This is a genomic window from Parafrankia discariae, assembly GCF_000373365.1.
Lineage (GTDB): Bacteria > Actinomycetota > Actinomycetes > Frankiales > Frankiaceae > Parafrankia > Parafrankia discariae.
The window spans coordinates 1-25,846 of sequence record NZ_KB891228.1 but is presented as its reverse complement, the minus strand read 5'-3'; the positions used below and the strand labels follow the sequence as shown (position 1 = coordinate 25,846).

Below are 25,846 nucleotides of genomic sequence, written 5' to 3'. Positions count from 1 at the left end.
TGCGACAGTATGGAAAAAGAAGATCGATAACGTTGTTTTTTATTGAGAACGGCGTTACGGTTGATGGGTGGACGAGATCGAGACAGTGGATGTGACGGTTCTGGAGGCCGGTCGAACGAGCCTGCTGCCCGCGCGGATCGAGCCCGGTGGCCCGGAACGCACTGGGTTTACCGGGAGTGCGGGGAGGTCGGGGCCGCCGGGGCGGGTGCTCGTTCGGTCGGCCGAGGGCGGTGAGCTGCTCGGGTGGCACCTGCGGCCACAGGGGTGGTGCCGCGGTGATGTCTGCATCCCCGCGTCCGTCACCGCGCGCCGGCTCGGCGTGGGGGAGCGGGGGCCCGGTTCGGAGGACTGGATCGACGTCGCCGAGTTCGCCGAGCTGACCGGGCGGCTCGCCATGGTCGACGCGGCCCGGCGGGTGGTCGCGCTCGGCCCGGCGGCGGCCAGCCACGAACTGCGCGGCCTGCTCGACGGCGGAGCGCCCGACGACGGTGTCGCGCCCGACGTGGCGCTGCCCGACCTGGAGGGCAGGCTGACCGCGCTGTCGGACCTGCGGGGGCGCAAGGTTGCCGTCGTCGCCTGGGCGTCCTGGTGCGGTTGCCGCTACGACCTGCCGGCCTGGGCGGCCCAGCACGACGAACTCGCCGATCAGGGGTTCACCCTGGTCACGGTCGCGCTGGACGCGGACCCGGCAGCCGCCAGAGAGTGGATCGAGGCCGCCGGCGGAACCCATCCCGCGCTGATCGACACCGACGGGGTGCTGGCCGAGCGGTACAGCCTGACCAACGTCCCGACCGTGTTCTGGATCGACGAGGCCGGTCACCTCGTCCGGCCGCCCGACACGCAGACCGCCACGGACACCTTCCGGTCCATGAACGGCATCGACTCCGCCCGCGCGCTCGCGGCGCTGCGCCGCTGGGTGACCACCGGGCGTCCGGGGCTCGGCACCGAGGACGTCCGTCGGCACCTGCGCCCGCCGTCCGATGACGACCAGCGCGCCCGGCTGGCCGCCGCGATCGGGATCCACCTGTACCGCGCCGGCTGGGTCGAGGCGGCGGCGGGCCACCTCGAGGAGGCGGGTCGGCTGTCACCCCACCAGGTGGCGATCCGGCGCGGGACGATGCGGCTGCGCGGCGCCGACCCGTTCGGCCAGGAGTACTTCGACCTGCGGGCCGAGCTGGAGGCGAACGGTGTCCCGATCTACCGTCCGCTCCCGGACTGGCAGGCCGAGGAGACCGGCACGGAGCCGCCCCCGCCCGTCGCCGCGGCCGGATCGACTCCGCCTGTCGACGCGGCTGAGCGGCCGACGCCCGTCGACGCGACCGAACGGCCCGCGCCTGTCGACGCGGGCGGGTCGGGTTACGGCGTCGGCGGGCGCTCGTCGGTGGACCGGTGAGTGTCGCGGACGGCGCCGTGCGCCGTTCCCGCGCCGTGGCGGGGGAGGCGCTGCGGCGGGAGGCGATCGAGGCGGCCGCCGGGCTGCTGGTCAGCGCCGGCCCGCAGGCGCTGACGATGCGCCGCGTCGCCACGGCGATCGGCGCGTCGACCACCGTGCTCTACACGGTCTTCGGTGGCAAGGACGGCGTGGCCGACGCGCTCTACCGGGCGGGGTTCGAGCGGCTGCGGGCCCGGCTCGAAGCCGTCGTGGCGGCCGACCCGCTCGTCCGCCTGCACGAACTGGCCCACGCCTACCGGCGCAGCGCGCTCACCGACCGGTCGTTCTACGCGGTCATGTTCGAGCGGGCCGTACCCGGCTATGAACCCGGCCCGGAGTCGCTGGAGGTGGCCCGCGCGAGCCTGGCCGTCCTCGTCGACGCGGTGCGTGACGCGATGGCCGCCGGGCTGCTCGGCGGTGATGATCCGGAGCCGGTCGCCCGTCTCCTGCACGCCGCCGCCCACGGCGCGGTCAGCCTGGAGATCTCCGGTCATCTGGAGGGTGCGGGCGCCCTGCGCTGCTTCCGGGAGCTGACCGCGGCGGCCTTCGCCGCGAGCGCGCGTCCCACCGCGCACTGACCCGCCCCGCTGGTGCCCAGCCCGTGCCCCTTCGGTGTCTGGCTCGCCGTTTGGTGTTCACCTCGCCCTGATGGGGCCGAACCAGGCTGGATTCCGTCCCGGAAGGGCGAGCAGGACACCAAACGGCGAGCAGGCGGCCGGCCGACCGGCGAGCCGGGCAGGGGCAGTCGGGCCGGCCGGGCAGCCTGCCCGGCGGGTGGGGAGTGGGTCAGGAAGTGAACATCCGGACCTCGGCCGTGCGGTGCCGTTCGGCCAGCAGGTCCAGCTGGGGGGCGCTGCCGGCGGGCAGGCGCTCCGGGGAGCGCAGCGCCGACGCCGCGTCGGCGGCGGCCGCGGTGCGGTCGACCTCGGCGGCGATCTCGGCGAGGACACCGGTGACGGCCAGCGGGTCGAGCCCCAGCAGGCGGACGGCCGCCGTCGCCGGGCCGTTGACGGACGAGTGGGCGGCCGCCAGCGCCGCGTCCCGCGGTTCGAGCCCGGCCGAGGCGGCGACGATGCCGAGCGCGACGCAGTGGTGCGGCGCCGGGGGATGAGCGGGGACCGCCCAGGCCGCCCGGGCCACCCGCATCAGGGTGCGGCCCTGGGCGCGGCTGGCGGCCCGCTGGGCGGGCGAGGGGGTGCGGGCGTCGACCTCGGCCTCGAAGACGGCGAGAACGTCCGCCACCAGCTCGGTCGCGGGCCCGGCCGCGCGGACCGACCGGCAGACCGCCGCCGCGAAGGACGCGGCGAGCAGCCCCGACGTCGCGAGGCGGCCGTGCAGGAACTCGGCGAGGTCCCCGAGCCCGGTGATGCTCCCGTCGAGCACGGCGGCCTCGACGCCTCCGGAGTGGGCATGCCCGCCGGCGGGTAGACGCCCGTCGGCCAGGAGCAGCAGCGCCGCCCGTGCCTCCACGTGACCTGTCATTGGTGGGTCCGCGTCCATCCGCCTATCTTTGCCCACCACGCCCTGTGCTCCCGGCCCGGGCCGGGAGTCCGGATCGCGCGCGTTGTCGCATCCCTCGCCGGGTCGGGCCGGGTCGGGCCGGGTCGGGTCGGGTCGGCGGTCACGTCGGCGACAGATCCACCACCGCGGGCATCCGGATATGACAGCGTTTGCGCCCGTCGCCGCGGAGCCGGCCGCCGGCTTCCCGCCGGCCGGACGGCGCCCGCCGGGAGTGCGGCCGGCAGCGGTCCGGCCGTGTCGGAGATGGGGGATGACCGTGTCTGTTCTGAGCTCGGACCGACCCGTGCGGCCCGGGGGCACCCGGGCCCGGGTCGTGCTCACCCTGGTCACGGTCCTGGGGCTGTCCTCGGGACTGGCCGCCTGCTCGGACCGGCCGCCGAAGCCCAGCTGCCGGGCCGGCTACGTGGCCGAATGGGATGATGACGACCACGAGTGGGAGTGCGAGCGGCGGGCGTCGAGCTCGAGTGGCACCTCCGGCAGCTCCGGCTCGCGCCGGTCCGGTCGCCGCTGACCGCACGGTCAGGCACCCGCCGCCCGGCCAGGCGGCGGGCGACCCGCGCCGTCAGGCGCCCCGCACCGTCAGACGTCTGATCACCCGCTGTCAGGTCTCGGCCCGACAGCTGTCCGGCACCGTCCGATGTGCCGCTGGAGGAAAACCGATGGGATCGTCCGTGCTCACACCGTTCGCCGAGCCGGGGGTCTTCCAGCCCACGGGCGCCGCCGGGCCGGTGGCGCCCGACGGGCTGGATCTGGACGAGATCGTGGCGTTCTACCGGCGGTACGGGTTCGTGGTCCTCCGCGGTGTCCTGGGCGAGCCGCTCGTCACCCGGATCGAGGCCGAGTGCTCGGCCGCCCAGGCCGGTGTGCTCTCCGGTGGTCTTCCCGTCCGGCACGGCTCCACCCAGTACCTCGACGACGCCGGCAAGGTCGAGCGCTTCGTCAACTATGTCGAGCACGTCGAGGAGCTCGCGCCGGCCGTGCGCGCGGCGGCGGCCCTGCCGGTGCTGGTGGACGTCGTCCGTAACCTGATCGGTTCCGGAGCGGGCCCGGGGATCTGGCTGAACGACTCGGACAAGGCCGGCATCATCTACCAGGACGCCCGCCCGGGCCGCGAGTCCGGCTACAGCCGCATCGGCTGGCACTCCGACTGGCAGGCGATGCCCAGCCTGGACATCTGGCCCGGGCTGGCGTTCACCATCCACATCGACGCGACGAGCCCGGCGAACGGCTTCCTGCGGATGGTGCCGGGCAGCCACCAGTGGGCCACACCCGCCCCCTACCGCAACATCAACGGGGTGGCCGTCCCGGCCGACGCCCGCCCGGCTGGCGGCTACACCGACACACCACCGCCGTTCGGGATGCCGCTCGGGTTCGAGAAGGTCCCCGGCGAGATCGCGGTGTACGCCGACCGGGGCGACGTCCTGCTCCACGACGCCTACACCTGGCACTCGGCGGCGCGGGCGACCGAGGACACGGCCGTGCGCCGGCATGTGCGCGGCTCGTACCTCGCCGGGGACGAGTCGTCCTACCGCCCGCAGTTCGTCAAGAACGCCGCACGCTGATGCCGGGCGCGGCGCTCTCGCCGCGCCCGAGGTACTTCTCCCGCAGGTGATGGACGTCCTCGACGGGCAGTTCCACGCCGGCCGGCACCACGAGGTAGGCGTGCGGGGCGATCCGCTCGATGTGCCCGGCCAGGGCGTAGACGGCGCCGGCGGCGAAGTCGAGGAACCGGCGCTCCAGGGTCTCGCCGCCGCGCTCGAGGTCCACCAGCATGGGAATGCCGTCGCGCAGGCGGTCCACCGGCTGGGAGAAGTCGTTGTAACTGATCGGCGCGACGGTGGGCACGGTGGCCCGGGCCCGGGCTTTTCGGGGCGTGGTCGCGTCCATCGAGGTGCCTTTCGTGAGCCGGGCCAGGGGCGGCACAGCACATGATTCCCGACCGGCGCCGCGTTCCGACGGCGACACGCCGAGACGGGACCACTACAGGCTGCGGGCACGACGGCGGCCGCGGGTCAAGTCCCCGGAGGTCCGAAAACCGGGCAGGCGGGATCAGGAGAGCGGGGTCAGGAGCGGGATCAGAAGAGGAAGTACCGCTGGGCCATGGGCAGTTCGGTGGCCGGGGCCGCCTCCACCGCCTCGCCATCGACGCGCACGGTGAAGGTGTCCGGGTCGACGCGGATGTCCGGGGTCGCGGTGTTCTCCGGCAGGTCCGCCTTGCCCCGCCGGCGGACGTCCGCCGTGGCGACCATCGGCTTGGCCAGGCCCAGCCGCTCGTCGAGGCCGTCCTGCAGCGCCGCGGGCGCGACGAACATCAGCGAGCCCGCCGCGGCCGGGCCGGGGGCGGCGCCGAACATGGGCCGCGGCAGCACCGGCTGCGGGGTCGGGATCGAGGCGTTCGCGTCGCCCATCGCCGCCCACGCGATGAAACCGCCCTTGAGGACCAGCGACGGCCGCACCCCGAAGAAGGCCGGCTCGTAGAGCACCAGGTCGGCCAGCTTCCCGGCCTCGACCGACCCGATCTCGGCGTCCAGGCCGTGCGCCACCGCCGGGCAGATCGTGTACTTGGCGACGTAGCGCCGGGCCCGGTTGTTGTCGGCGGCCGTGTCGCCGGGCAGCGCGCCACGGCGGCGCTTCATGACGTGCGCGGTCTGCCAGGTCCGGGTGACGACCTCGCCGATGCGGCCCATCGCCTGCGAGTCCGAGCCGATCATCGAGATCGCGCCCAGGTCGTGCAGGATGTCCTCGGCCGCGATCGTGGACGGCCGGATGCGGCTCTCCGCGAACGCCAGGTCCTCGGGCACCGCGGGGTTCAGATGGTGGCAGACCATCAGCATGTCGAGGTGCTCGTCGAGGGTGTTGACGGTGTGCGGCCGGGTGGGGTTCGTCGACGACGGCAGGATGTTCGCGAACGAGGCGACGGTGATGATGTCCGGCGCGTGCCCGCCGCCGGCGCCCTCGGTGTGGTAGGCGTGGATCGCCCGGCCGGCGATCGCGGCGAGGGTGTCCTCGACGAACCCGGCCTCGTTGAGCGTGTCGGAGTGCAGGGCCACCTGCACCCCTGAGGCGTCGGCGACGCGCAGGCAGGCGTCGATCGCCGCCGGGGTGGTGCCCCAGTCCTCGTGCAGCTTGAAGCCGGCCGCGCCGGCACGCAGCTGCTCCCACATCGCGTCCTCGCTGACCGTGTTGCCCTTGCCGAGCAGGGCGACGTTGACCGGCCAGCCGTCCATCGCGGACATCATCCGGTGCAGGTTCCACGGCGACGCGGTGACCGTGGTCGCCTTGGTGCCCTCCGCCGGCCCGGTGCCGCCGCCGATGAGCGTGGTGACGCCCGTGCCGAGCGCCTCGGGGACCTGCTGCGGGCAGATGAAGTGGACGTGGGTGTCGACCGCGCCCGCGGTCAGGATCTTCCCGTTGCCCGCGATGATCTCCGTGCCGGGTCCGATCACCAGGTCCGGGTGGACGCCGTCCATGGTGTCGGGGTTGCCGGCCTTGCCCAGCGCGCTGATCCGTCCGTCCCGGATGCCGACGTCGGCCTTGACGACCCCCCAGTGGTCCAGCACGACCGCGCCGGTGATCACCAGGTCGGGCGCGCCCTGCGCGCGGGTGGCGCGGGCCTGGCCCATCGACTCGCGGATGACCTTGCCGCCGCCGAACACCGCCTCGTCGCCGGTGGCCATGCCGCCCGGGCCGCGGCTGAGGTCGTCGGTGACCTCGATGAACAGGTCGGTGTCCGCGAGGCGGATCCGGTCGCCCACCGTCGGCCCGTACAGGGTGGCGTAACGGGACCGCTCCAGCTCGCTCACTCCCCGCTCCCCTTACGGTCGCCGCGGTCACCAGGGTCATTACGGTCACCGTCGAGCGGGCCGGCCCACTCCGGGCGCAGCCCCGGGACGACCCGGGCGCCGGCCAGGGCGACCAGCTCGACCTCGCGCTCGACCCCGGGCTCGAACCGGACGGCGGTGCCCGCCGCGACGGCCAGCCGGTAGCCCCAGGCGGCCTCGCGGTCGAAGTCGAGGGCGGGGTTCGCGGCGGCGAAATGGTAGTGCGACCCGACCTGGACGGGCCGGTCACCGGTGTTGCGTACGACCAACCGCCGGGTCGGCCGGCCCGGGTTGAGCCGCACCGTGCCGGGCGCGGTGACGATCTCGCCGGGGATCAACGGGTCACCGGGGATCAGGGGATCGGCTGGTGGACGGTGACGAGTTTCGTGCCGTCCGGGAAGGTGGCCTCGACCTGGACCTCGGCCAGCATCTCCGGCACGCCCTCCATGACGTCGTCGCGGGTCAGCACGCCCCGACCGGCGGCCATGAGATCGGCGACGGTGCGCCCGTCCCGCGCGCCCTCGAGCAGGAACGAGGTGAGCAGCGCGGTCGCCTCCGGATAGTTGAGGCGCAGCCCGCGTGCGCGGCGTTCCCGGGCCAGCCCGGCCGCCACATGGATGAGCAGGCGTTCCTGTTCATGCGGGCTCAGCAGCACGAGCGCGAAGCCTACACGCACCTCCCGTCGACCCGAACCACCCGCACTCCATCCACTCCATCCACTCCACGAGATCCACCCACTCCACCCACGCTTCACCCGCGCCCCGGTCGCGGGTCAGCCCCACTGGCGCCGCCGCGCATCCGACTTCTCGCCGGTGTTTCCCGTCAGTGCCGTCGAGATGAAATCGGTGATCTCTTCGTATTCGGATTCGGTGGCCCGGATCGGGAAATTGTCCGATGTCCCGGGTATCGTGCGCCCCGCTGTCTGGTAACTGGTTGTTCACGTGACCGCGATAGGTCCGATACTCCTGCTTTCTAGCGTCCGTGGCACCGCCTGGCAGGTCGGATGGGAACGGCTGAACGGGGTGCCGCGGGCGCGTTCGATGGGGGTTCGGTGGCGACAGGCAGCAGCGCGGGATTCGACAGACGCGGGTTCCTCCGCGGGGGAATGGGGGCGACGGCCGGGGCGGCGCTGCTCGCGCTCGGGGGTGGCGGTCTGCTCGCCGCGTGCGGCGACGACAGCGACGACGCCGGCTCGTCCGGCAGCGGTTTCGGTGTCCTCGACATCCGCTTTTCCTGGATCAAGAACGCCGAGTTCGCCGGTGCCTACATCGCGGATCAGAGGGGCTACTACAAGGCGGCCGGCTTCTCCGGCGTCAACATGATCGCCGGCGGCCCGTCCGCGACGCCACAGGACACCGACGTCGCGACCGGCAAGGCGTTCATCGGCATCTCCGCCCCCGACATCACCGGCAACGCCATCCTCAACGGCGCACCGATCAAGATCATTGGCGCGCAGTACCAGAAGAACCCGTTCGCGATCGTCTCCATGGCGGACAAGCCCATCGCCGGCCCGCGGGACATGGTCGGCAAGAAGATCGGGGTGCAGGCGACCAACGAGAGCGTCTGGTCGGCCTTCCTCAAGGCGAACAAGATCGACTCGAAGTCGATCGAAAAGGTGCCGGTCGAGTTCGACCCGCTGCCGCTCACCACGGGCACCGTGGACGGCTGGTTCTCCTTCGTCACGAACGAGCCGAACCTGCTGCGCGTCAAGGGCTTCGAGGTGACCACCTTCCTGCTCGCCGACCACAACTATCCGCTGGTCTCCGAGACCTACATGGTCCGTACCGAGTCCATCGACAAGGAACGGGACAAGATCAAGGCCGCGTTCACCGCCGAGATCCGCGGATGGAAGGACTCGCTGGCCGATCCCGCGCTCGGCGCGCACCTGGCGGCGACCGTCTACGGAAAGGACCTCGGCCTGGACGAGGAGGAGCAGACCCTGGAGAGCAAGGACCAGAACGCTCTCATCCTGACCGCCGACACGAAGGCGAACGGCCTGTTCACGGTCACCGACAAGCTTGTCGAGGAGAACATCGAGACTCTCGGGATCGCGGGCGTGAGCATCACCGCCGAGGAGCTGTTCGACCTGTCCATCATCAAGGAGCTCTACCAGGAGAAGCCAGATCTCACATGACGACATCGGCCACGCCCACACCGGAACCCGCCCCCGCCCCGATCCCGCCGGCCGCGCCCGACGGGTCCGGTGTGCGCGTGACCGGGCTCGGCAAGGAGTTCCGCCTGGGTCGCGGTCGCGTCGTGGCCCTCGAGGACGTCAACCTCGCGACGGCGGAGGGCTCGTTCCTGACCCTGATCGGCCCCTCGGGCTGCGGCAAGTCCACCGTGCTGCGGATCCTGGCGGACCTGGACGCCCCGACGGCCGGGACGGCGCTGGTGCACGGCGAGGCGCCGGCGGTGGCCCGCCGGGCGCACCACCTCGGCATCGCCTTCCAGGACGCCGCCCTGCTGCCCTGGCGGTCGGTCGAGGCGAACATCCGGCTGCCGCTGGAGGTCAGCGGTCTGAAGGCCGAACGCAAGGTCATCAGTGACCTGATCGCCCTCGTCGGGCTGACCGGCTTCGAGCGGGCCCGGCCCGCGCAGCTCTCCGGCGGCATGCGCCAACGGGTCGCGATCGCGCGCGCCCTCGTCGTGCGGCCCAGGGTGCTGCTGCTCGACGAGCCGTTCGGCGCCCTCGACGACATGACCCGCCAGCGGCTGAACTTCGAGCTGCTGCGCATCTGGAGTGAACGCTCGGCGACCACCGTCCTGGTCACCCACTCGATCCCCGAGGCGGTCATCCTCTCCGACACGGTCGCGGTGATGACCGCCCGCCCCGGGCGCGTCGCGGCGCTCGTCGACATCGACCTGCCGCGCCCGCGCACCCCGGAGATGCTGCGCACCGCCCGGTTCCACGAACTGCACGACGAGCTGTCCACGCTCCTGTTCGCCGGCACCGGCCCGACGACCGGGGAGGCCGGATGACCCGGCCGGTGACCCGGCCGGCGTGGCTCGGCGGGACGATCGGCGTCGCCGGCCTGGTCGCCCTGTGGTGGCTGCTCGCCGTCACGCTGCTCGACCGCGGCGGCGTCGTGCCCACACCCTGGGAGGTCGCCCGCGCCCTGTGGGACGACCACCGCCTGCTCTGGACGTCGGCCCGGTCGACGATGTCGATCGCGGCCCAGGGCTGGCTCATCGGCAACGGCCTGGCGGTCGGCCTGGCGGTGCTGTTCTTCGGCGTCCCCGTCGTCGAACGGGTGCTGCTCCAGATCGGAGTGGCCTCCTACTGTCTGCCGATCATCGCGATCGGCCCGATTCTGACCACCGTGTTCGACGGCAGCACGCCGCAGAAGGCGCTGGCCGGCATCTCGGTGTTCTTCACGACGCTGGTCGGCACCCTGCTCGGCCTGCGCGCCGCCGACCCGGCCAGCCTCGACGTGATCCGGGCCAGCGGCGGCGGCGTCGTGGCGCAGCTGCGCCACGTCCGGCTGCGCGCCGCCCTGCCGAGTACCTTCGCGGCGCTGCAGATCGCCGCGCCGGCCGCGGTCCTGGGCGCGATCATCGGCGAGTTCCTCGGCGCCGACCGCGGCCTGGGCATCGCCATGGTCAACTCGCAGCAGGCGCTCGAGGTGCCGCGCACCTGGGCGCTCGCCCTGATCGCCTCCGCCGTCGCCGGCCTCGGCTACGCCCTGACCGCGCTGCTGGCCCGGCTGCTCACGCCCTGGGCCCCCCACGGCGATCCCGGAGGCGCCCGATGACCATCCTGACGCCGACCACGGCCCGAGTGATCGTGGCGCGGGCCGGTCGGACGCTGCTCTCGGTCGTCGCGTCCACCGCGGTGATCGTCGGGCTCTGGTACGCGTTCATCGAGGCCTTCGACCTCAACGCGCTCGTCGCCAAGGACCCCGGCGCCGTCTGGGAGTACCTGTTCACCGAGCCGGACGCCGCCCAGAACCGCGACGTCATCCTCAGCGGCCTGTGGCACACCCTCGGCGACGCGGCGGTCGGCTACGTCGCCGGCACCCTCGCCGCGCTCGGCGCGGCCGTCGCGTTCGTGCTGAACCGCGCGGTCGAGCAGTCGCTGATGCCGGTGGCGATGACACTGCGCTCGGTGCCCCTGGTCGCGATGACGCCGCTGCTCACCCTCGTCTTCGGCCGCGGCCTGCTGGCGGTCTCGGTGATCGCCGGGATCGTCGTGTTCTTCCCGTCCCTGGTGAACCTGGTGTTCGGTCTCCGCTCCGGGCCCGCGGCGGCCGCCGACCTCGTCGTCGCCTACGGCGGTGGGCCGTTCACGGTGCTGCGCAAGGTGGCGCTCCCGAGCGCGCTGCCCGCGCTGTTCGTCTCGGCGCGCATCTCGGTGCCCGGGGCGATCATCGGCGCGCTGCTCGCGGAATGGCTGGCCACCGGCAAGGGGCTGGGCTACTTCATGCAACGCGCGCAGCAGACGTTCGACTACGGCGGGGTGTGGGCCTCGGTGGTTGTGATCACCGCCGCCAGCGTCGCCGTCTACGCCCTGCTGGGCCTCGCCGAGGCCGTCGTGCTGGCCAGGTACGGCCCCGACCCCGCCCGGCGCGGGTGAGCGGCGTGGCACTCCGCGGCGGGCGGCCGGCGGTCTTTCACGTGCGCAACCGCAGGTCACAGGCTGTGATGTGGTGCACGTGGCATTGCTTGCTTCCTGACACCCCACCACGCGACGTGTCCCTCTCGTACGAGAATGCGGCTGTAGAGCAATGCGGCGGAAACCGCGGGCGCGGGCGCGTCGTGGCGGGGTCGAGGTCGGCCCGGCCGCCGCGCGGCGCGCCGCGCGGGTCCGTGGCCGGGCGGTCGGCGGCGTCGACCGGTGAGTTCCGGAGGGCGTCATGACCGCTGAGCGGGACGTCGACCGTACGGTCGACGCCGTCCCCTCCCATGCGTTCCCGGCCGCACCTGTGCCGGTGCCACCCGGACTGGTGGCGCCCGGGTCGTTGGCGCCGGGTGTGGTGGTGCCGGCACCGTTGGTACCGGGGGCGGTCCCCGCCGGGCCGCTGCGGTCGCTCCCACCGCTCGCCGCTTCCCCGGTGACCAGGGTGCCCGGCCGACGCCGGGCGGCGTCAGCCCCCGGCGGCACCGGTGCCGCGCGCGCCAGCCGGGCCGCCCGCCCGGGGACGGTTCCCACCCCGCTGCGCGAGCCCCTCACCCCCACCCCTGCCGAGCTCGAGCGGCTGCGCGACATCGCCACCGGCCGGGCCGAAGCCGACTTCGCGATCCGCGGCGGGGTGGTGTTCGTCGTCCAGACCGGCGAGCTGGTGCGGCGCGACATCCTCATCGCCGGCCGCTACATCGCCGCGGTGACCCGGCCGAGCGCCACGGGCGCCCGCCGCAGCCTGGACGCGGCCGGCCGGTTCGTCCTCCCGGCCTATGTCGACGCCCGCGCGTCGGTCGAGCGGACGCTGCTCGGCCCGGGGGAGCTCGCCCGGCTCGTCGTGCCGCGCGGCACGGTGACGGTGCTGACCGACCTCGCCGAGATCGAGCAGATCCACGGCCCGCGCGGCCGCTCGCTCGTGCTGCACACCGGCACCCCGCTGCGCGTCCTGCCCCGCGGTCCCGCCGGCCTCCGCGACGGGCTCGCCGTCCCGTCCCGTCCCACCGCCCCGCACGTGGGCGGCGCCGCCCACGAGGCCATCTGGCCGGACCAGGCCGTCGTGGACGCCGCCGGGGACGCTGTCGTGGACGTCGCGCGTGTCGTTCCCCGGCAGGCGGGCCCGCTGGCGGGGATGCCCGGCCCGTTCGGCGGGAGCGCCGGGTCCGCCGCGTTCCTGCCAGGCGCCGCGCGTCTCGTCGGTGGCCCCGCCGGAACCGAGGTGCCGCCGGTGGGCGGCGGGCTGATCTCCGATCATCTCGACGACCGGGTGCGGGAGGAGATCCGCGCGGGCGGCGCCGCCGTCCGGGTCGTCCGGGAGGCCACCCTCACTCCCGCCCGTGCCTTCGGCCTCGACCACGTGCTCGGCTCGATCGCCCCGGCCCGGCTCGCCGACCTGCAGATCGTGCAGGACCTGACCGCGCGGGTCCCACCGGACGTCGTGGTGGCCGGCGGGCGGATCGCGGCCGAGCGTGGCCGCGCGCTCTTCGACAACCTCGACCCGGCCCCGACGTGGGCGTCGTCCTCGGTGCGGCTGCCCACCGGCCTCTACACCGGTTCGTTCACCTCACCCTGCATGCACTGGGGCGGCCGGCGCGACACCAGGCTCACCATCGTCGACGTCCGGGCCCCCGCCGTCGCCACGAGTCCCGCGGCCCCGGCCGGGGTCTCGGGAGTCTCGGCTTCGGGAGTCCCCGCGTCGTCGGTCGGGCTCGGGCCGCTCGGTGCGGGCGGCGAACCGCCGCGGGTGACCGTCGCCCGGGTGGAACCGACCCTGCGCGACGGCGTCGTCGTCGCCGACCCGTCCCGCGACCTGCTCAAGACGGCGGTTCTCGACCGGTCCGGCCGGGCCGACCGGGTGCGGGTCGGGATGGTCCGCGGGCTCGGGCTCACCCGCGGGGCGCTGGGGGCGACCGCGGGGGCGGCCCCCGGCGACATGGTGATCGTCGGCGCCGGCGACGCGGACATGCTGACCGCGGCCCGGGCGCTGGAGGGGATGGGCGGCGGGTTCGTCGTCGTCGAACGCGGCTGGGTGCTGGCCGCCTGCCCGCTGCCGGTGGCGGGCCTGATGAGCGACGCCCCCTGGGAGGCGGTGCTCGGCCAGCTCGCGGCCGTCGACACCGCGGCCCGCGACCTCGGTTGCCGGCTCGCCTCGCCGCTCCGCCTGATCGCCCAGCTCGGCAGGGAGCTGTACGTCCGGCCCTGACGCGGCGGGTCAGCCGTCCGAAACCCGCCGTGCCGGCAGCGCCGGGCCACCCTCCGGGAGGACCCAGCCCCGCGGCGCGGCCGAGACCGGTGGCGCGGCCGAGACCGGTGGCGCGGACTCGGCGCGTTCGTCACGCCCCGCGGGGCGCGGCGAACGCGCGTGCGGCTGGCTCACGCCCTCCCGCAGCGCGCGCCGCACCTGGGCGGACGGCACCCAGATCCGCACACCGCCCCCGCCGGTGACCTCCATCAGACCGTTGTGAACCATGGCCGTCAGGTGCCGGCGGGCCCGATCCTTGTCGGTGCCGAGCAGCTCGGCGACGTCGGCCGTCCGCAGCGTGCGCCCGCCCAGCCCGGCGGTGAGGACCAGCAGGTCCGGCAGCGCCAGCGGGTGGCCGCCGTACTCCCGGCCGACGGCGAACAACGCGAACGCCAGATCCGCGGGTCGCCCGGGGAGGACGGCGACCACGGCGTCGGCGGTCGAGCCGGTGTGCTCCGGCGCGGCCAGGCCGTTGCGGAGCTGGGCGGCGTGCGCCCGGCGGATCCCCCGCCCGGAGCGGTCGGTGATCCCCGCCCGGCGGAACGCGTCCGCCAGCAGCGGGCTGCGCGGCCGTGGTGCTCGCGCGAGCAGCCGGGCGGCGGGGTCGCGCACGGCGTCGGCGTAGCCACCCGGACTGGAGATCTCGATGCCCTCGCCGGTCCACTGCACGTGGACGGCACCGGCCGCCGTGTAGTCGCGGTGGACGAAGGCGTTGGCGAGCAGCTCGCGGAACGCCGGCTCGGCGTAGGCGGGCACACCGGTGCGCACCAGCTCGTAACGGATCTCACGCTCGGGGTTGCGGGCCCGGAAACGGGCCAGCAACTCCTCGGTGAGGCGCAGCAGCGGCCAGCGGAAGAAGTCGTTCATCCCGGTCGAGGGCTCGCCGGTCTCCGGCCCGATGACCTGGATGGCGGCCTCGTGGTTGGGGACGTGCGCCCGCAGCGCCTCGGGCCGGCCGAACAGCAGCACCGCCCCGACACACGGCCGGGTGCGGCCGTCCTCGACCAGCGCGACGCCCAGCGACCGCGCGATCTGTTCGTCCGACATCGCGGCGAGGGTGCCGTCGCCGCGGCCCCCGGCGGCCCCGACCAGCCGGCGCAGCCGATCGAACTCGCGCGGGTCGAGGTCGTCCCAACTCGCCGCCGAGACGCTCGCGGCGAAGTCGGCCACTGTCACATCGGCCACTGTCACATCGGTGCCCTTCATGTCGGCCACTGCCACCCGCGCCTCACGGCCCGCGCCCCACGGCCCGACAGTGCGGCCACCTGCCTGATCACATGGTAGATCGGTGCCGCCGCCCGCCGGGCCGGCCTCAGTGTCGGATATCCGCTGCCCTGGTGGGAGAGCCGCGGGCCGCCCTGGCGACGACCGCGGCCAGCACCCGGCGCAGCGCCACCCCCGCCGCGTCCGCGCGGATGCCGACCTCCTCGGCCGCCCTGCCGTCGCCGGAGATCAGCGGCAGGCCGTCGATGGTGAAGCGCTCCTGCAGGGCGAGATCCTCGTCGAGTACCGCCTGCTCGAAACGGACGGCCTCGGCCAGCCGGGCGGGATCGCCGCCGAGGTCGTCGCGCAGGATGCGGGTGTGGACGCGGGTCGCGGCGGTGTCCTCGGGCTGTAGGCAGAACAGGATCGTGTTCGTGATCCCGGCGTCGGGGTACTCCAGCCGCAGCCGCAGCATGAACGGCGGGCGGTACACGTACGTCGACGTGCGGCGCTGGATGAGCGGCCGCAGCCCGGCCGCGACCCCCGGATCCTCCGGGTTGGCGACCTGCTGGTCCATCCGGACCAGGAAGCCGTCGCCGTCGGCGTCCACCCGGTACGGCCCGACGACGGTGTCCTCGCCGGCGCCGATGGTGGCGGCGTGCACGAACGGGAAGTGCGCGGTGTCGAGGAAGTTGTCGGCGAGCAGGCCGGCGCAGGCGGTCGTGCGCGTGGCGGGCAACCAGGCGTCGTCGAACCCGTCCTCGGTCGCCTCCGGCAGCTCGATGATGTCGGCGAACGGCTCCGCGGGCGCGATCCACACCAGCCCGTGCCGCTCGGTCACCCCCCAGGGCGGGATGGCCCGGGCCCGTCGCGGCGCCGGCGTCGCCGGGCCGAGCGCCGGTACCGCGGTGCACTCCCCGGACCCGGCGAACCGCCATCCGTGGTAGCCGCAGACGAGCTCGTGGCCCTCCACCCGCCCCGCCGACAGCGGGGCGAGCCGGTGTGGGCACCGGTCGGCGAAGGCCGCCACCTGGTCGTCGAGCCGGGCCAGCACCCACGGCTCGCCGAGCAGCCGGACGGCGATCGGCCCGTCGACGACCTCGGACGACCGGGCGACCGGATGCCAGCCGTGCCGCAGCGCCGGATCGGTGTTGGTCAGGCGACCGGTCATCGGGTCTGCCTCCCGGGATTTCGGCTCGGCGTCCGGAAAGTAACAATACGTCACATTCTGCGGGATGGTCGCTGTCGGCGCGTATCGGTTCGTCTCCGGCGACTCTCAACAGTGAACGTAAAGATACGTAGAGCAGTGTTCGTTGAACATCGACGTAACGTCCCACCACTATCGTCGGGCCCATGACGACGCCCGGCGGTCCGTCGACCGCACTGCACCGGCCCGGGACGGTCGGCGAGGCCGTGGCCTCCCTGGCCGCCGAGGCGCGGGCGGGCCGGCCGGTCGAACTGCTGGCCGGAGGCACCGATCTGGTGCCCGCGCTGCGCACCGGGACGCGCCGGCCGGCGGTGATCGTCGCGCTGCGCCGGGTGCTGGAGCTGCGGGTGCGCGGGGCGGGCGCGGACACCCTCACGATCGGCGCCGGGGTCACGTACACCGAGCTGGCCGGCTGGTCCCTCTCGCCCGGCCTGGCGGCGACGTCCCGGGTGGTCGGGTCCGTCCAGATCCGCAACTGCGGGACGGTCGGCGGGGCGCTCGGCTCCGCCAACCCGCGCGGCGACCTCCTCACGTTCCTCACCGCGGCCCAGGCCGAGGTGCTGATCACCTCCGAGAGCGGGTCGCGTGCCGCGGGCCTGGACGACTTCCTGAACACCGGCCGCCTGCCGGGCGAGCTGGTGACGGCGGTCCGGGTGCCCCGCCCGAGCGGTCCGCAGACCTACCTCAAGATCGGCGGTCGGCAGGCCGCGTTCCCGTCGCTGGTGTCCTGCGCGTTGCTCGTCGACCGGGTCCGCGAGCGGGTCTGCTGCGCCGTGGGCGGGGTGGCGGCCCGGCCGTGGCGGGTGGCTGAGGCCGAGCGGCTGGCCGCCGACGTCGACTGGTCCACCGGGACGGCACCCACCGGGCTGGCCCGGCGCTTCGGTGAACTGGCCGCGGCGGACGTCCGCGCGGCGCCGCCGCTGGGGGAGGACCCGCGCCATCCGCTGGAGTACCGGGTGCACGCGGCCGGTGTGCTGGCGGCCCGCGCCTTCGCCCGGTGCCTCGCACCGCGGGCGGCGCCGCACCGCGAGGACACTCCGTGAGCGGCGACGTGCCCGGCAGACTCTCCTACCACCTGAGCATCGACGGCACCCAGCGCGCCGTGACCGGGGCCCGGCTCGAGGAGTCGCTGCTGACGGTCCTGCGGGAGCGGCTTGACGTCACCTCGGTGAAGGACGCCTGCGAGCAGGGCCGGTGCGGGGCCTGCTCGGTGCTGCTGGACGGTCGGCTGGTCACGGCCTGCACCATCCTCGCCGCCGACGCCGCCGACGCCCGTGTGGTGACCGTGGCCGGGCTGGGGCCGGGCGGGCCGGCCGCCGCGGTGCGCGCCGCCTTCGTCGCGCACGGGGCGGTCCAGTGCGGCTTCTGCACGCCGGGCCTGGTGGTGGCGGTGACCGACCTGCTCGCCCGCCGGCCGGGCGCCGACGAGGAGGAGATCCGGGAGACGCTGGCGGGCAACATCTGCCGGTGCACCGGGTACGGCCGCATCCTCGAGGCGGTCCGCGCCGTCCAGGCGGGGCGGGGCGGCCTGGCTGGGCGGAGCGGCCCGGCGAGGCGGGGAGGCAGGACGGGGCTGGGCGGGGCGGCTGGGCAGGACGGCGAGGCTGGGCGGGGCGATCAGGCTGGGCGGGGCGACTCGCCCGGGTGGGCATGACCGGCCGGGCGCGAGGCGTCGGGGGGTCGGCGCCCCGGCCCGACGGGCCGGCCAAGGCCGACGGGACGTTCGCCTACGCCGGCGACCTCAGCATCCCCGGCATGCTGCACGCCCGGACCCTGCGCTCGCCCCACCCGCGGGCGCGCATCCGCCGCCTCGACACCGCCGCGGCCCGGCGCATCCCGGGTGTCGCCGCCGTGGTGACGGCGGTGGACGTCCCCGGCGTGGCGACCTACGGCCTCATCGTGGCCGACCAGCCGGTCTTCGCCGCGACCGAGACCCGCTACGCCGGCGAGCCGGTCGCGGTCGTCGCCGCGGTCGACGCGCCGACCGCCCGGCGCGCGCTGGCGGCCGTCGAGGTCGAGTACGAGCCGCTGCCACCCGTCGTCGATCCCGAGGTGGCCGCGGGGCTCGGTGCCCCACCGCTCCACCCGGACGGCAACGTGTTCCGTGAGATCACCCTGAGACACGGAGATCCCGACGCGGCCGGCCCGGTGGTCGTCGAGGACAGCTACCTCGTCGGCATGCAGGACCAGGCCTTCCTCGCGCCCGAGGCGGCGCTGGTCGTGCCGGCCGCCGACGGCGGGGTCGACCTGCGGCTGGCCACCCAGTGGCTGCACTCCGACCGCGAGCAGATCGCCGCCTGCCTGGGACTGCCCGAGGAACTGGTCCGGCTCGAACTGGCCGGTGTCGGCGGCGCGTTCGGCGGCCGTGAGGACGTCACGCTGCAGGTCCACGGCGCGCTGCTCGCCCGGGCCACCGGGACGCCGGTCCGCATCGCCTACGACCGGGTCGAGTCCTTCCTGGGCCACCCGCACCGCCATCCCGCGCGGATGTGGTTCCGCCACACCGCGACCGCGGCGGGTGACCTGGTCAGCGTGCACGCGCGGATCATCATGGACGGTGGGGCGTACGCCTCGTCGTCACCCGCGGTGATCGCCAACGCCGTCACGCACGCCGCCGGCCCGTACCGGGTGCCGAACGCGCGGCTGGACGGGCTCGTCGTGCGCACCAACAACCCACCGTGCGGGGCGATGCGCGGATTCGGGGTTCCCCAGGTCACGATCGGGCACGAGGCGCAGATGGACCGGCTCGCCGACCGCCTCGGGATCGGCCCGGTCGAGCTGCGGGTGCGCAACGCGCTGCGGCCCGGCGACGTCCTGCCCACCGGTCAGGTCCTCGGACCGCCGCTGCCGGCGCGGGAGGCGATCGAGGCGGTCGCGGCCCGCCCGCTGCCGGCGGCGCTCACCGCGGCCTCTCCGGTGACAGCCCGTCCCGGGGGACGCGGCGCGCACGCGGACGTCGCCCGGGTCCGCCGCGGCGTCGGATACGCCCTGGCCTACAAGAACCTGCTGTTCTCCGAGGGCTTCGACGACTCCTCCACCGCGCGGGCGCGGCTCGAGCTCGACGCGGGCGGCCGGCCGGCCGCCACGATCCACAGCGCGTGCGCCGAGGTCGGGCAGGGATTCGTCACGGTCGCCGGGCAGATCGCGCGCACCGAGCTCGGCGTCGACGAGGTCGTGCTGCTCCCCGCCGACACCGGGGTGGGCAGCGCCGGGTCGACGAGCGCGTCCCGGCAGACGTGGATGAGCGGCGGCGCGGTGCGTGGTGCGTGCGTGGCGGTGATCGACCGGCTGCTGGCCCGGGTCGCGCGTCGGCTGGGTCTGCCGCCGGAGGTCGTCGAGGCCCCCCGGCGCGCCCTGGTGATCGCCGGGGGCGAGATCGTCGGCGCCGAGACGGGGACCCGGCTCACGCTGGCCGAGGCGCTCGCCGAGGGCCCGGTCGAGGCCGAACACACCTTCCATCACCGGCGCACGACCGCCCTGGACGTAGCCGGCCAAGGTGATCCGCACGTGGCCTTCGCCGCCGCGGCGCACCGGGCCGTGGTCGACGTCGACCTCGACCTCGGGCTCGTCCACGTCGTGTCGATGGCGCTCGCGCAGGACTGTGGCACCGTGCTGAATCCGCTGTCACTGCGCGGGCAGGTCGAGGGCGGCACCGCCCAGGGCCTCGGACTGGCGGTGATGGAGGAGCTGGTGACCGTGGACGGCGTGGTGACCAACCCGACCCTGCACGACTACCTGCTGCCCACCGCCGCGGACGTCCCCATGCTGGACTTCGTGGCGCTCACCTACCCGCAGCCGGACGCGCCCTACGGGGTCAAGGGCGTCGGGGAGACCCCGACCTGCACGGCGACCGCCGCGGTCCTCGCCGCCGTCCGGGCGGCGGTCGGGCGGGACCTGCGCCGGGTCCCGGTGCGCCCGGTGGACCTCGTCGATCTCGCCGTACCGCCGTTGGGCGGTGCTCCCCCTGGGGGGTCTCCCACTGGGGAATAAGGCAGCCTGGGGAGATGAGACGCGGATGAGTGGTGGACAGGCCGGCGCCGCGGCGCCGCCGGACTCCGTCGAGGTGATCCGGTCGCGTCGGGTCGTACTGCCCGACGGTGAGCGCCCCGCGGCCGTCCACGTCGCCGGCGGCCGGATCACCGCGATCACCGCGCCGGGCGAGGTACCGCCGGGCGTCGCCGTCACCGATCTCGGTGACCTCGTGCTCATGCCCGGCGTCGTCGACACGCATGTCCACGTCAACGAGCCCGGCCGGACGGAATGGGAGGGCTTCGCCAGCGCCACCCGGGCCGCGGCGGCCGGCGGCGTGACAACGATCATCGACATGCCGCTGAACTCGATCCCCCCCACCACCTCGTTGGACGCGCTGACCGCCAAACGGGCGGCGGCCGAGGGCCAGGTCGCCGTCGACGTCGGCTTCTGGGGCGGAATCATCGGCGCCGACGCCCGCCGGCGCGCCGACCTCGCCGCGCTGCACGACGCCGGAGTGTTCGGGTTCAAGGCGTTCCTGGCGCCCTCGGGGGTCGAGGAGTTCCCGCACGTGAGCCTCGACGTGCTCGCCGCGGCGTCCCGGCACACCGCCCGGATGGACGCCCTCACCGTCGTCCACGCCGAGTCACCCTCCGTGCTCGCCGAGGCGCCCGAGGTGGCGGGCCGCACGTTCGCGAGCTGGCTGCGCTCCCGCCCGCCGGCCGCCGAGCAGGCCGCGGTGGCCTCGCTCGCGGCGCTCACCGCCTCGACCGGCGCGCGCCTGCACGTCCTGCACCTGGCGGCGGCCCGGGCCCTCGACGACGTGGTCTCCGCCCGCGAGGCCGGCCTGCCCATGACCGTTGAGACCTGCCCGCACTACCTGACCTTCACCGCCGAGGAGGTCCCCGACGGGGCCACCGTCTTCAAGTGCGCGCCACCCATCCGGGAACGCGCGAACCTGGACCGGCTCTGGGACGGGCTGGCCGCCGGCCTGTTCGCCGGCGTCGTCACCGATCACTCGCCGGCCACCCCGGAGCTGAAGTCCGTCGAGACCGGTGACTTCGGGACGGCCTGGGGTGGCATCGCCTCCATCCAGCTGGGACTGGCCGCGGTGTGGACCCAGGCGCGCCGTCGCGGGCACCGCCTCACCGACGTCGTCCGGTGGATGTGCTCCGGCCCCGCCGACCTGGTCGGACTGGGTGCCCCAGGGCTGGGTACCCCGGGACCGGGCACCGGCGGGGCGGGCTCCGCGCCGAGTGGCACCAAGGGACGCATCGCCGTCGGCGCCGATGCCGACCTGGTGGTCTTCGACCCCGACGCCACGTTCGTCGTCGAACCGTCCCTGCTGCGCCACCGCCATCCGCTCACGCCCTACGCTGGGCGAACGCTTGACGGCGTCGTTCTGGCGACCTACCTGCGGGGCCGGCGGGCGGACGGCGACCGGCCCGCACGCGGCCGGCTGCTCGCCCGGTGACCCACCAGCCACGCCCCGGCTCGTCGCGGGCCTGTGCCCGTGTCCAGCCGCCCGTCCTGTCCGCCTGAACAGCCCGAGCAGAAGGAGCCCGTAGGCATGACCGACGCGCCCGACCTGACGAACCTCGTCGACCTCGCCGCCGCCCGGTTCGGCGGGTCCGTCGTCGCCGTCAACGACGAGTTCTTCGCGCTCGCCGAGCGGATGCTCCTGGCGGAGCCGCCGATAGTCCGCCCGGGGGTGTTCACCGAACGCGGTCAGTGGACCGACGGCTGGGAGACCCGCCGCCGCCGCGACCTGCCGGCGGCGGACTGGGCGATCGTCCGCCTCGGCGCCCCCGGCATCGTGCACGCGGTGACCGTGGACACGACCCATTTCACCGGCAACGCCCCGGAGTCGGTCGAGCTGCACGGGGCCACCCTCGCCGGCTACCCGTCCGCCGAGGAGGTCGCCGAGGACTCGGTGACCTGGGTGCCCCTCGTCGCCCGCACCCCGGTCGCCGCGGACGCCGTCAACGTCCTGCCCGTGTCGGCGGAGGGCCGGTTCCGGATCAGTCACCTGCGGCTGACGATCCACCCGGACGGGGGAGTCGCCCGGCTGCGGGTGCACGGCGTCGTCGTGCCCGATCCGCGGCTGCTCGACCGGGTCACCTCCGACCTGGCCGCCGCCTACCTGGGCGGCGTCGTGGTCGCCGCCAGCGACATGCACTACGGCGACCGGCACAACCTGAACGCCTCCGGCGACGCCCGGGCGATGGGGGAGGGCTGGGAAACCCGCCGCCGCCGTGGGCCGGGACACGACTGGGCGGTCGTGCGGCTGGCCACCGAGGGGACCGTCGTGCGGGCCGAGGTCGACACCAGGCACTTCCGCGGCAACGCGCCGCGCGCCGTCGCGCTGTGGGCCGCGAACGCACCCACGACCGGCGACGACGACCTGGCCGCGGACGCGCTGTCGGCGATCACCGACTGGCGGCCGCTGCTGCCGCGCACCCGGGTCCAGCCGAACACCCGACACCTGTTCGACCTGGAGGTGCCGGTCGAGGCCACGCACGTGCGGGTGGACGCGGTCCCGGACGGCGGTCTCGCCCGGTTGCGGCTGGTCGGCGCGCCGACCGAGGCGGGACGCGAGTCGCTGGCCATGCGCTGGTTCGACTCCCTGACGCCCGCGGCGGCCCGTGAGGAACTGCTGGCCTGCTGCGGCTCCGAGGACTGGGCGGACGCCGTCGTGGCCCGCCGGCCCTTCGGCACCCTCACCGCGCTGCTGCCCGCCGCCGAGCAGGAGTGGTGGAACCTGCCCGAAACCGCCTGGCTGGAGGCGTTCACCGCGCATCCGCGGATCGGCGAGCGCCCGGCACCCGCGCCGACGCCGCCGACGTCCTCGCGGGCCACGGTCGTCTCCCTCGACGCCCCCCGCCGGGAGCAGGCCGCCCTGGATCAGGCGAGCGAGGACGTCCGCACGGCCTTCGCCGAGGGGAACGCCGAATACGAGGACCGCTTCGGTTTCATCTTCCTCGTCCGCGCGGCGGGGCGTGGCGCACAGGAGATGTTGGAGCTGCTCCGGGAGAGGATGGCGAACGACCCCGGGACCGAGCTGCGGGTGGCGGCCGGTCAGCAGGCGGAGATCACCGCGCTGCGGCTGCGCCATCTGATCACCGGCGCCTGACGCCCGGCTCCCGGGTCGTGGCGAAGCGACGAGTGGGTCGCCGACGGGTACCCCGGCGGCGAGCCGGGGAGGGCGACGCGAGTGAGCTTGTCGACCCATGTGCTGGACACCGCGTCCGGGAAGCCGGCCGCCGGCGTGCCGGTGCGCCTCGAACGGGCCGCGGTCACCCTTGACGGCGCTACCAAGGGCTGGCGCCCGGTCGCCCAGGCGGTGACCGACGACGACGGGCGCGTCGGCGACCTGCCAGCGGACCGCACCGGCGCCTGGCGCCTGGTGTTCGACACCACGGGGCATTCGACCTTCTACCCCGAGGTGGCGATCGTCTTCGTCATTCGGGAGCCGGCCGACCATCATCACGTGCCCCTCCTACTAGCGCCCTACGGCTACTCCACGTACCGCGGCAGCTGAGCCGGCGCGGCAGCGGCCCGGCGGGTCAGTGTGGGACCTGCGACCGGCCTCCGAGGCGGGCGACGATCGCCTCGTCGAGACCCGCGGCTCGCAACCGCGCGTCGTCGAGCAGGCGGGCGTCCACCGCGCGCAGCACGTGGCCGGCGAGCGCCCGCGCCGTCGCCGGCTCGTCCGCGACTGATCCCGAGGTGCGGGCGGACGCGTAGTCCGACAGCCGCCGCAGCGCCTCGGGCAGCCCGGTGAGCAGGCAGCCCGCCACCGCCGCGTGCCGGCTGACGAGCTGGCCGGGGTGCAGATCCCACCCCTGGTAGAGACCCCTCGACCAGGCCCGGCGGACCAGTCCGGCATGCCGGCGCCACGCGGAGCGCACATCGGAGGCCCGTCCCACCGGCAGCACGTTGGACGAGCCGTCGGCGACGCGGATCCCAGTGCCCGCCGCGGCGAGCTGCATCAGCGCCGTGGCAAGCTCGACCGCCGGATGATCGCTGGCCTGGTGTTCGGCGGCGATCCCGAGCGCCGCGGAATAGTCGTAGGTGCCCACGTGCAGCCCGGTCAGACGCTCCGGTGCGGCAGCTACCAGCCCCGGCAGGCTCAGGACCGCGGCAGGCGTCTCGACCTGAATCTCCAGCGCGATCGGCGGGATACCGAGCTGCCGTTCCAGCTCGGCTAGGACGTCGCTGAACACGACCACCTGCTCAGGCGCGCTGACCTTCGGCAGGGTCACGACGAGGCCGGGTGGCGGGCCGTCCTCACCGCCCTCACCCACGAGGGTGGTGAGGAAGAGGTCAAGGCTGCGCAGCCCTCGAGCCCGCACGGCGGGTTCCAGCGACTTGGGGCGCAGCCCGTAGGAGACGGGCAGTGCGCCGGCCGCCGCCGCGGTGCACAGGGCCTGCGCCGCCTGCACGGCGTCGGCGTCCTCGACCTCGTCCGGGCGGGTCCCGTACCCGTCCTCGAGATCGACCCGCAGGTCCTGGATCGGCTCGACGGTAAGCGCCTGTACGACGTGCGCATAGACGGAAGCGGCGATCGCCGGGTCGGAGTCGCCGGCCGTCGCGGCGGCCAGGGCATCGGGATCCGGCGCATGGCGGCGCAGTGCCTCCCGGGCGGCTTCCCCCCACTCGAGGACGACGTCCGGGTGCAGCCGGTCGGCGGGCAGGTAGCAGGTGTGGACTGACTGGCGGGTGCCCGGATCGCCGGGGAAGCGGGTGGTCAGGTCGGCGTCGAGCGGGGCGAGGTCCGCGGTGAGCGCGGCAATGGTGTCGTCGGACAGCGTCGGCACGACCTCAGTGTCAGGCCAACGGCGGGGCGTCGTCTCCATCACGCGTGTCAGACAGGTCGAGCCGCGCCGTCCCCCGGGTATGGGCGGTGCCGCCCGACCGCTCCGGCTTGCAACTGCGTCGCACCCAGTGGCCCCCGCCGCCAGCGCCGCCGTCGGCGCGTCCGACGCCGATCGGGGGATTCGGCGCACTGCACCGACGGCGGCTGTCTGTGCGGCGGATCCTTGGCCGGCCGATGGATCCCGGCTGGCCGACGGACCACCGTGCGAGCGGTCATCATGTGTCTGAGCTGCAGCTTTCCGCTCAGAATCGTACTGCGGAACGGCCAGGTACCACCAACCGGCCCGGACACAGCCGACTGGTGCGAGTCGGTGCTCCCCGACGATCGCGTCGTATCCGTCCGAGAACGTCGGAAGGCCGCTTTCAGCGTGTGGCGCCCTTGCGCTGGCGGCCCGACAGCCGTCGGGCCGCGCGCCGGAGTGGGGGTAGATCGCGTCCGCGACGGTGCCCGCCGGAAGTGCGCCGACGGCCTCCAGCCCAGTCCGGCTCGCCGTACGCGGGTCTCGGCCGCCTTCGGGATCCAGTGCCGTGATCTGGCCGTCGACGCGGATCACCTCAACTGGAAGATCCTGCCTTTCGGCAGAGCCCAAGACTTGGCCACTGGTTGAAACGGTGACGTGCGTCATGATTCCTGCATCGACTCCTTGTTCTCTTTTGTGGGCCTCTTATCTGAGTGGAGACGGTGGTCTCAGGCGATCAGTGCATCAGCCCTGGTAGAAGGGTGATCTGCTGATCGGAGGGCTGGGTGCGGGGCGTGGAGTTGACCTTGGAGGATCGGGAGTCGATCTCCAGGGGGCTGGCGGCGGAGTTGTCGCATCGGGCGATCGGGGTGCTGCTGCATCGCAGCCAATCGGTGATCAGCCGCGAGGTGACGCGCAACGGGGGTAACGCGAACTACCGGGCAGCGGACGCCCAGCGGCGCGCGGAGGAGAACCGCTGGCGACCGAAGATGTTCAAG

Annotated in this window: 24 protein-coding genes; 16 read left to right on the top strand and 8 right to left on the bottom strand. The window is 74.4% G+C overall.

All coding sequences use genetic code 11. From position 1 onward, the window contains the following. The first annotated feature begins 67 nt into the window (after positions 1-67). Together B056_RS0120730 and B056_RS0120725 are read left to right on the top strand one after the other, a co-directional pair. A complete protein-coding gene (locus B056_RS0120730; RefSeq protein ID WP_154677147.1) occupies positions 68-1,393 on the top strand; it encodes a TlpA disulfide reductase family protein in 1,326 nt (441 codons plus the stop codon). Beyond that, the gene (locus B056_RS0120725; protein WP_018503779.1) at positions 1,390-2,010 is read left to right on the top strand and encodes a TetR/AcrR family transcriptional regulator; all 621 of its coding nucleotides are present in this window, start codon (positions 1,390-1,392) and stop codon (positions 2,008-2,010) included. The genes B056_RS0120730 and B056_RS0120725 overlap by 4 nt, the downstream gene beginning before the upstream one ends. Before the next feature lie 208 nt (positions 2,011-2,218). On the opposite strand, the gene B056_RS0120720 is transcribed toward B056_RS0120725, so the two are convergent. Next, complete coding sequence (locus tag B056_RS0120720) at positions 2,219-2,914, bottom strand: urease accessory protein UreF (RefSeq protein WP_035752227.1); 696 nt, start codon at positions 2,912-2,914, stop codon at positions 2,219-2,221. A gap of 289 nt (positions 2,915-3,203) precedes the next feature. Between B056_RS0120720 and B056_RS0120715 the strand changes: the two genes are divergently transcribed. Further along, complete coding sequence (locus B056_RS0120715) at positions 3,204-3,464, top strand: hypothetical protein (protein ID WP_230203090.1); 261 nt, start codon at positions 3,204-3,206, stop codon at positions 3,462-3,464. A gap of 148 nt (positions 3,465-3,612) precedes the next feature. After that, a complete protein-coding gene (locus B056_RS0120710) occupies positions 3,613-4,515 on the top strand; it encodes a phytanoyl-CoA dioxygenase family protein (RefSeq protein WP_018503776.1) in 903 nt (300 codons plus the stop codon). On the opposite strand, the gene B056_RS0120705 is transcribed toward B056_RS0120710, so the two are convergent. From B056_RS0120705 to B056_RS0120690, 4 genes are all read right to left on the bottom strand, one after another. Beyond that, the gene (locus B056_RS0120705) at positions 4,496-4,840 is read right to left on the bottom strand and encodes a cell division protein SepF (protein ID WP_051105694.1); all 345 of its coding nucleotides are present in this window, start codon (positions 4,838-4,840) and stop codon (positions 4,496-4,498) included. The two genes, B056_RS0120710 and B056_RS0120705, sit on opposite strands and share 20 nt — an antisense overlap. A 188-nt stretch (positions 4,841-5,028) precedes the next feature. Then, positions 5,029-6,756 (bottom strand): urease subunit alpha, encoded by a 1,728-nt coding sequence (locus B056_RS0120700; RefSeq protein ID WP_018503774.1) that lies wholly within the window; start codon positions 6,754-6,756, stop codon positions 5,029-5,031. After that, positions 6,753-7,112 carry an urease subunit beta gene (locus B056_RS0120695; RefSeq protein ID WP_018503773.1) on the bottom strand — a complete coding sequence of 120 codons (360 nt, stop codon included), beginning with the start codon at positions 7,110-7,112 and terminating at the stop codon, positions 6,753-6,755. Before B056_RS0120695 ends, B056_RS0120700 begins: the two co-directional genes overlap by 4 nt. Positions 7,113-7,126: 14 nt before the next feature. Beyond that, a complete protein-coding gene (locus tag B056_RS0120690) occupies positions 7,127-7,429 on the bottom strand; it encodes an urease subunit gamma (RefSeq protein WP_026239939.1) in 303 nt (100 codons plus the stop codon). Positions 7,430-7,879: 450 nt separating this feature from the next. On the opposite strand from B056_RS0120690, the gene B056_RS0120685 reads away from it, so the two are divergent. The 5 genes from B056_RS0120685 (at position 7,880) to B056_RS0120660 (ending at position 13,592) form a co-directional block, all read left to right on the top strand. Continuing rightward, a complete protein-coding gene (locus B056_RS0120685) occupies positions 7,880-8,908 on the top strand; it encodes an ABC transporter substrate-binding protein (RefSeq protein WP_018503771.1) in 1,029 nt (342 codons plus the stop codon). Beyond that, positions 8,905-9,753, top strand: a complete 849-nt coding sequence (locus tag B056_RS0120680) for an ABC transporter ATP-binding protein (protein ID WP_018503770.1) — start codon at positions 8,905-8,907, stop codon at positions 9,751-9,753. The genes B056_RS0120685 and B056_RS0120680 overlap by 4 nt, the downstream gene beginning before the upstream one ends. After that, on the top strand, positions 9,750-10,526 hold the full coding sequence (locus B056_RS0120675; RefSeq protein ID WP_018503769.1) for an ABC transporter permease: 777 nt from the start codon (positions 9,750-9,752) through the stop codon (positions 10,524-10,526). The genes B056_RS0120680 and B056_RS0120675 overlap by 4 nt, the downstream gene beginning before the upstream one ends. Next, a complete protein-coding gene (locus B056_RS0120670; RefSeq protein WP_018503768.1) occupies positions 10,523-11,347 on the top strand; it encodes an ABC transporter permease in 825 nt (274 codons plus the stop codon). The genes B056_RS0120675 and B056_RS0120670 overlap by 4 nt, the downstream gene beginning before the upstream one ends. A 280-nt stretch (positions 11,348-11,627) precedes the next feature. Further along, the gene (locus B056_RS0120660; RefSeq protein ID WP_018503766.1) at positions 11,628-13,592 is read left to right on the top strand and encodes an adenine deaminase C-terminal domain-containing protein; all 1,965 of its coding nucleotides are present in this window, start codon (positions 11,628-11,630) and stop codon (positions 13,590-13,592) included. Positions 13,593-13,601: 9 nt separating this feature from the next. On the opposite strand, the gene B056_RS0120655 is transcribed toward B056_RS0120660, so the two are convergent. After that, a complete protein-coding gene (locus B056_RS0120655) occupies positions 13,602-14,807 on the bottom strand; it encodes an ATP-binding protein (RefSeq protein WP_230203089.1) in 1,206 nt (401 codons plus the stop codon). A 136-nt stretch (positions 14,808-14,943) separates the two neighbouring features. Further along, positions 14,944-16,005 carry an aromatic ring-hydroxylating oxygenase subunit alpha gene (locus B056_RS0120650; RefSeq protein ID WP_018503764.1) on the bottom strand — a complete coding sequence of 354 codons (1,062 nt, stop codon included), beginning with the start codon at positions 16,003-16,005 and terminating at the stop codon, positions 14,944-14,946. 182 nt (positions 16,006-16,187) lie between these two features. On the opposite strand from B056_RS0120650, the gene B056_RS0120645 reads away from it, so the two are divergent. From B056_RS0120645 to uraH, 6 genes are all read left to right on the top strand, one after another. Further along, the gene (locus tag B056_RS0120645) at positions 16,188-17,084 is read left to right on the top strand and encodes an FAD binding domain-containing protein (protein WP_018503763.1); all 897 of its coding nucleotides are present in this window, start codon (positions 16,188-16,190) and stop codon (positions 17,082-17,084) included. Then, positions 17,081-17,695: a (2Fe-2S)-binding protein gene (locus tag B056_RS0120640; protein WP_018503762.1), complete on the top strand. Its 615-nt coding sequence runs from the start codon at positions 17,081-17,083 to the stop codon at positions 17,693-17,695. Before B056_RS0120645 ends, B056_RS0120640 begins: the two co-directional genes overlap by 4 nt. Next, positions 17,692-20,031 carry a xanthine dehydrogenase subunit D gene (pucD, locus tag B056_RS0120635; RefSeq protein ID WP_051105693.1) on the top strand — a complete coding sequence of 780 codons (2,340 nt, stop codon included), beginning with the start codon at positions 17,692-17,694 and terminating at the stop codon, positions 20,029-20,031. The genes B056_RS0120640 and pucD overlap by 4 nt, the downstream gene beginning before the upstream one ends. Before the next feature lie 25 nt (positions 20,032-20,056). Then, complete coding sequence (gene allB / locus B056_RS0120630) at positions 20,057-21,484, top strand: allantoinase AllB (protein WP_018503760.1); 1,428 nt, start codon at positions 20,057-20,059, stop codon at positions 21,482-21,484. A 96-nt stretch (positions 21,485-21,580) separates the two neighbouring features. After that, a complete protein-coding gene (locus B056_RS0120625) occupies positions 21,581-23,143 on the top strand; it encodes an allantoicase (protein WP_018503759.1) in 1,563 nt (520 codons plus the stop codon). A gap of 81 nt (positions 23,144-23,224) precedes the next feature. Next, positions 23,225-23,551 (top strand): hydroxyisourate hydrolase, encoded by a 327-nt coding sequence (uraH, locus tag B056_RS0120620; RefSeq protein ID WP_026239936.1) that lies wholly within the window; start codon positions 23,225-23,227, stop codon positions 23,549-23,551. Positions 23,552-23,576: 25 nt separating this feature from the next. On the opposite strand, the gene B056_RS0120615 is transcribed toward uraH, so the two are convergent. After that, entirely contained in the window at positions 23,577-24,830 is a 1,254-nt protein-coding gene (locus tag B056_RS0120615; RefSeq protein WP_018503757.1) for a DUF6986 family protein, read from the bottom strand. Positions 24,831-25,642: 812 nt separating this feature from the next. On the opposite strand from B056_RS0120615, the gene B056_RS37345 reads away from it, so the two are divergent. Next, positions 25,643-25,846 (top strand): helix-turn-helix domain-containing protein (locus B056_RS37345; protein WP_018503756.1); only part of this gene is annotated, 204 nt, incomplete at its 3' end.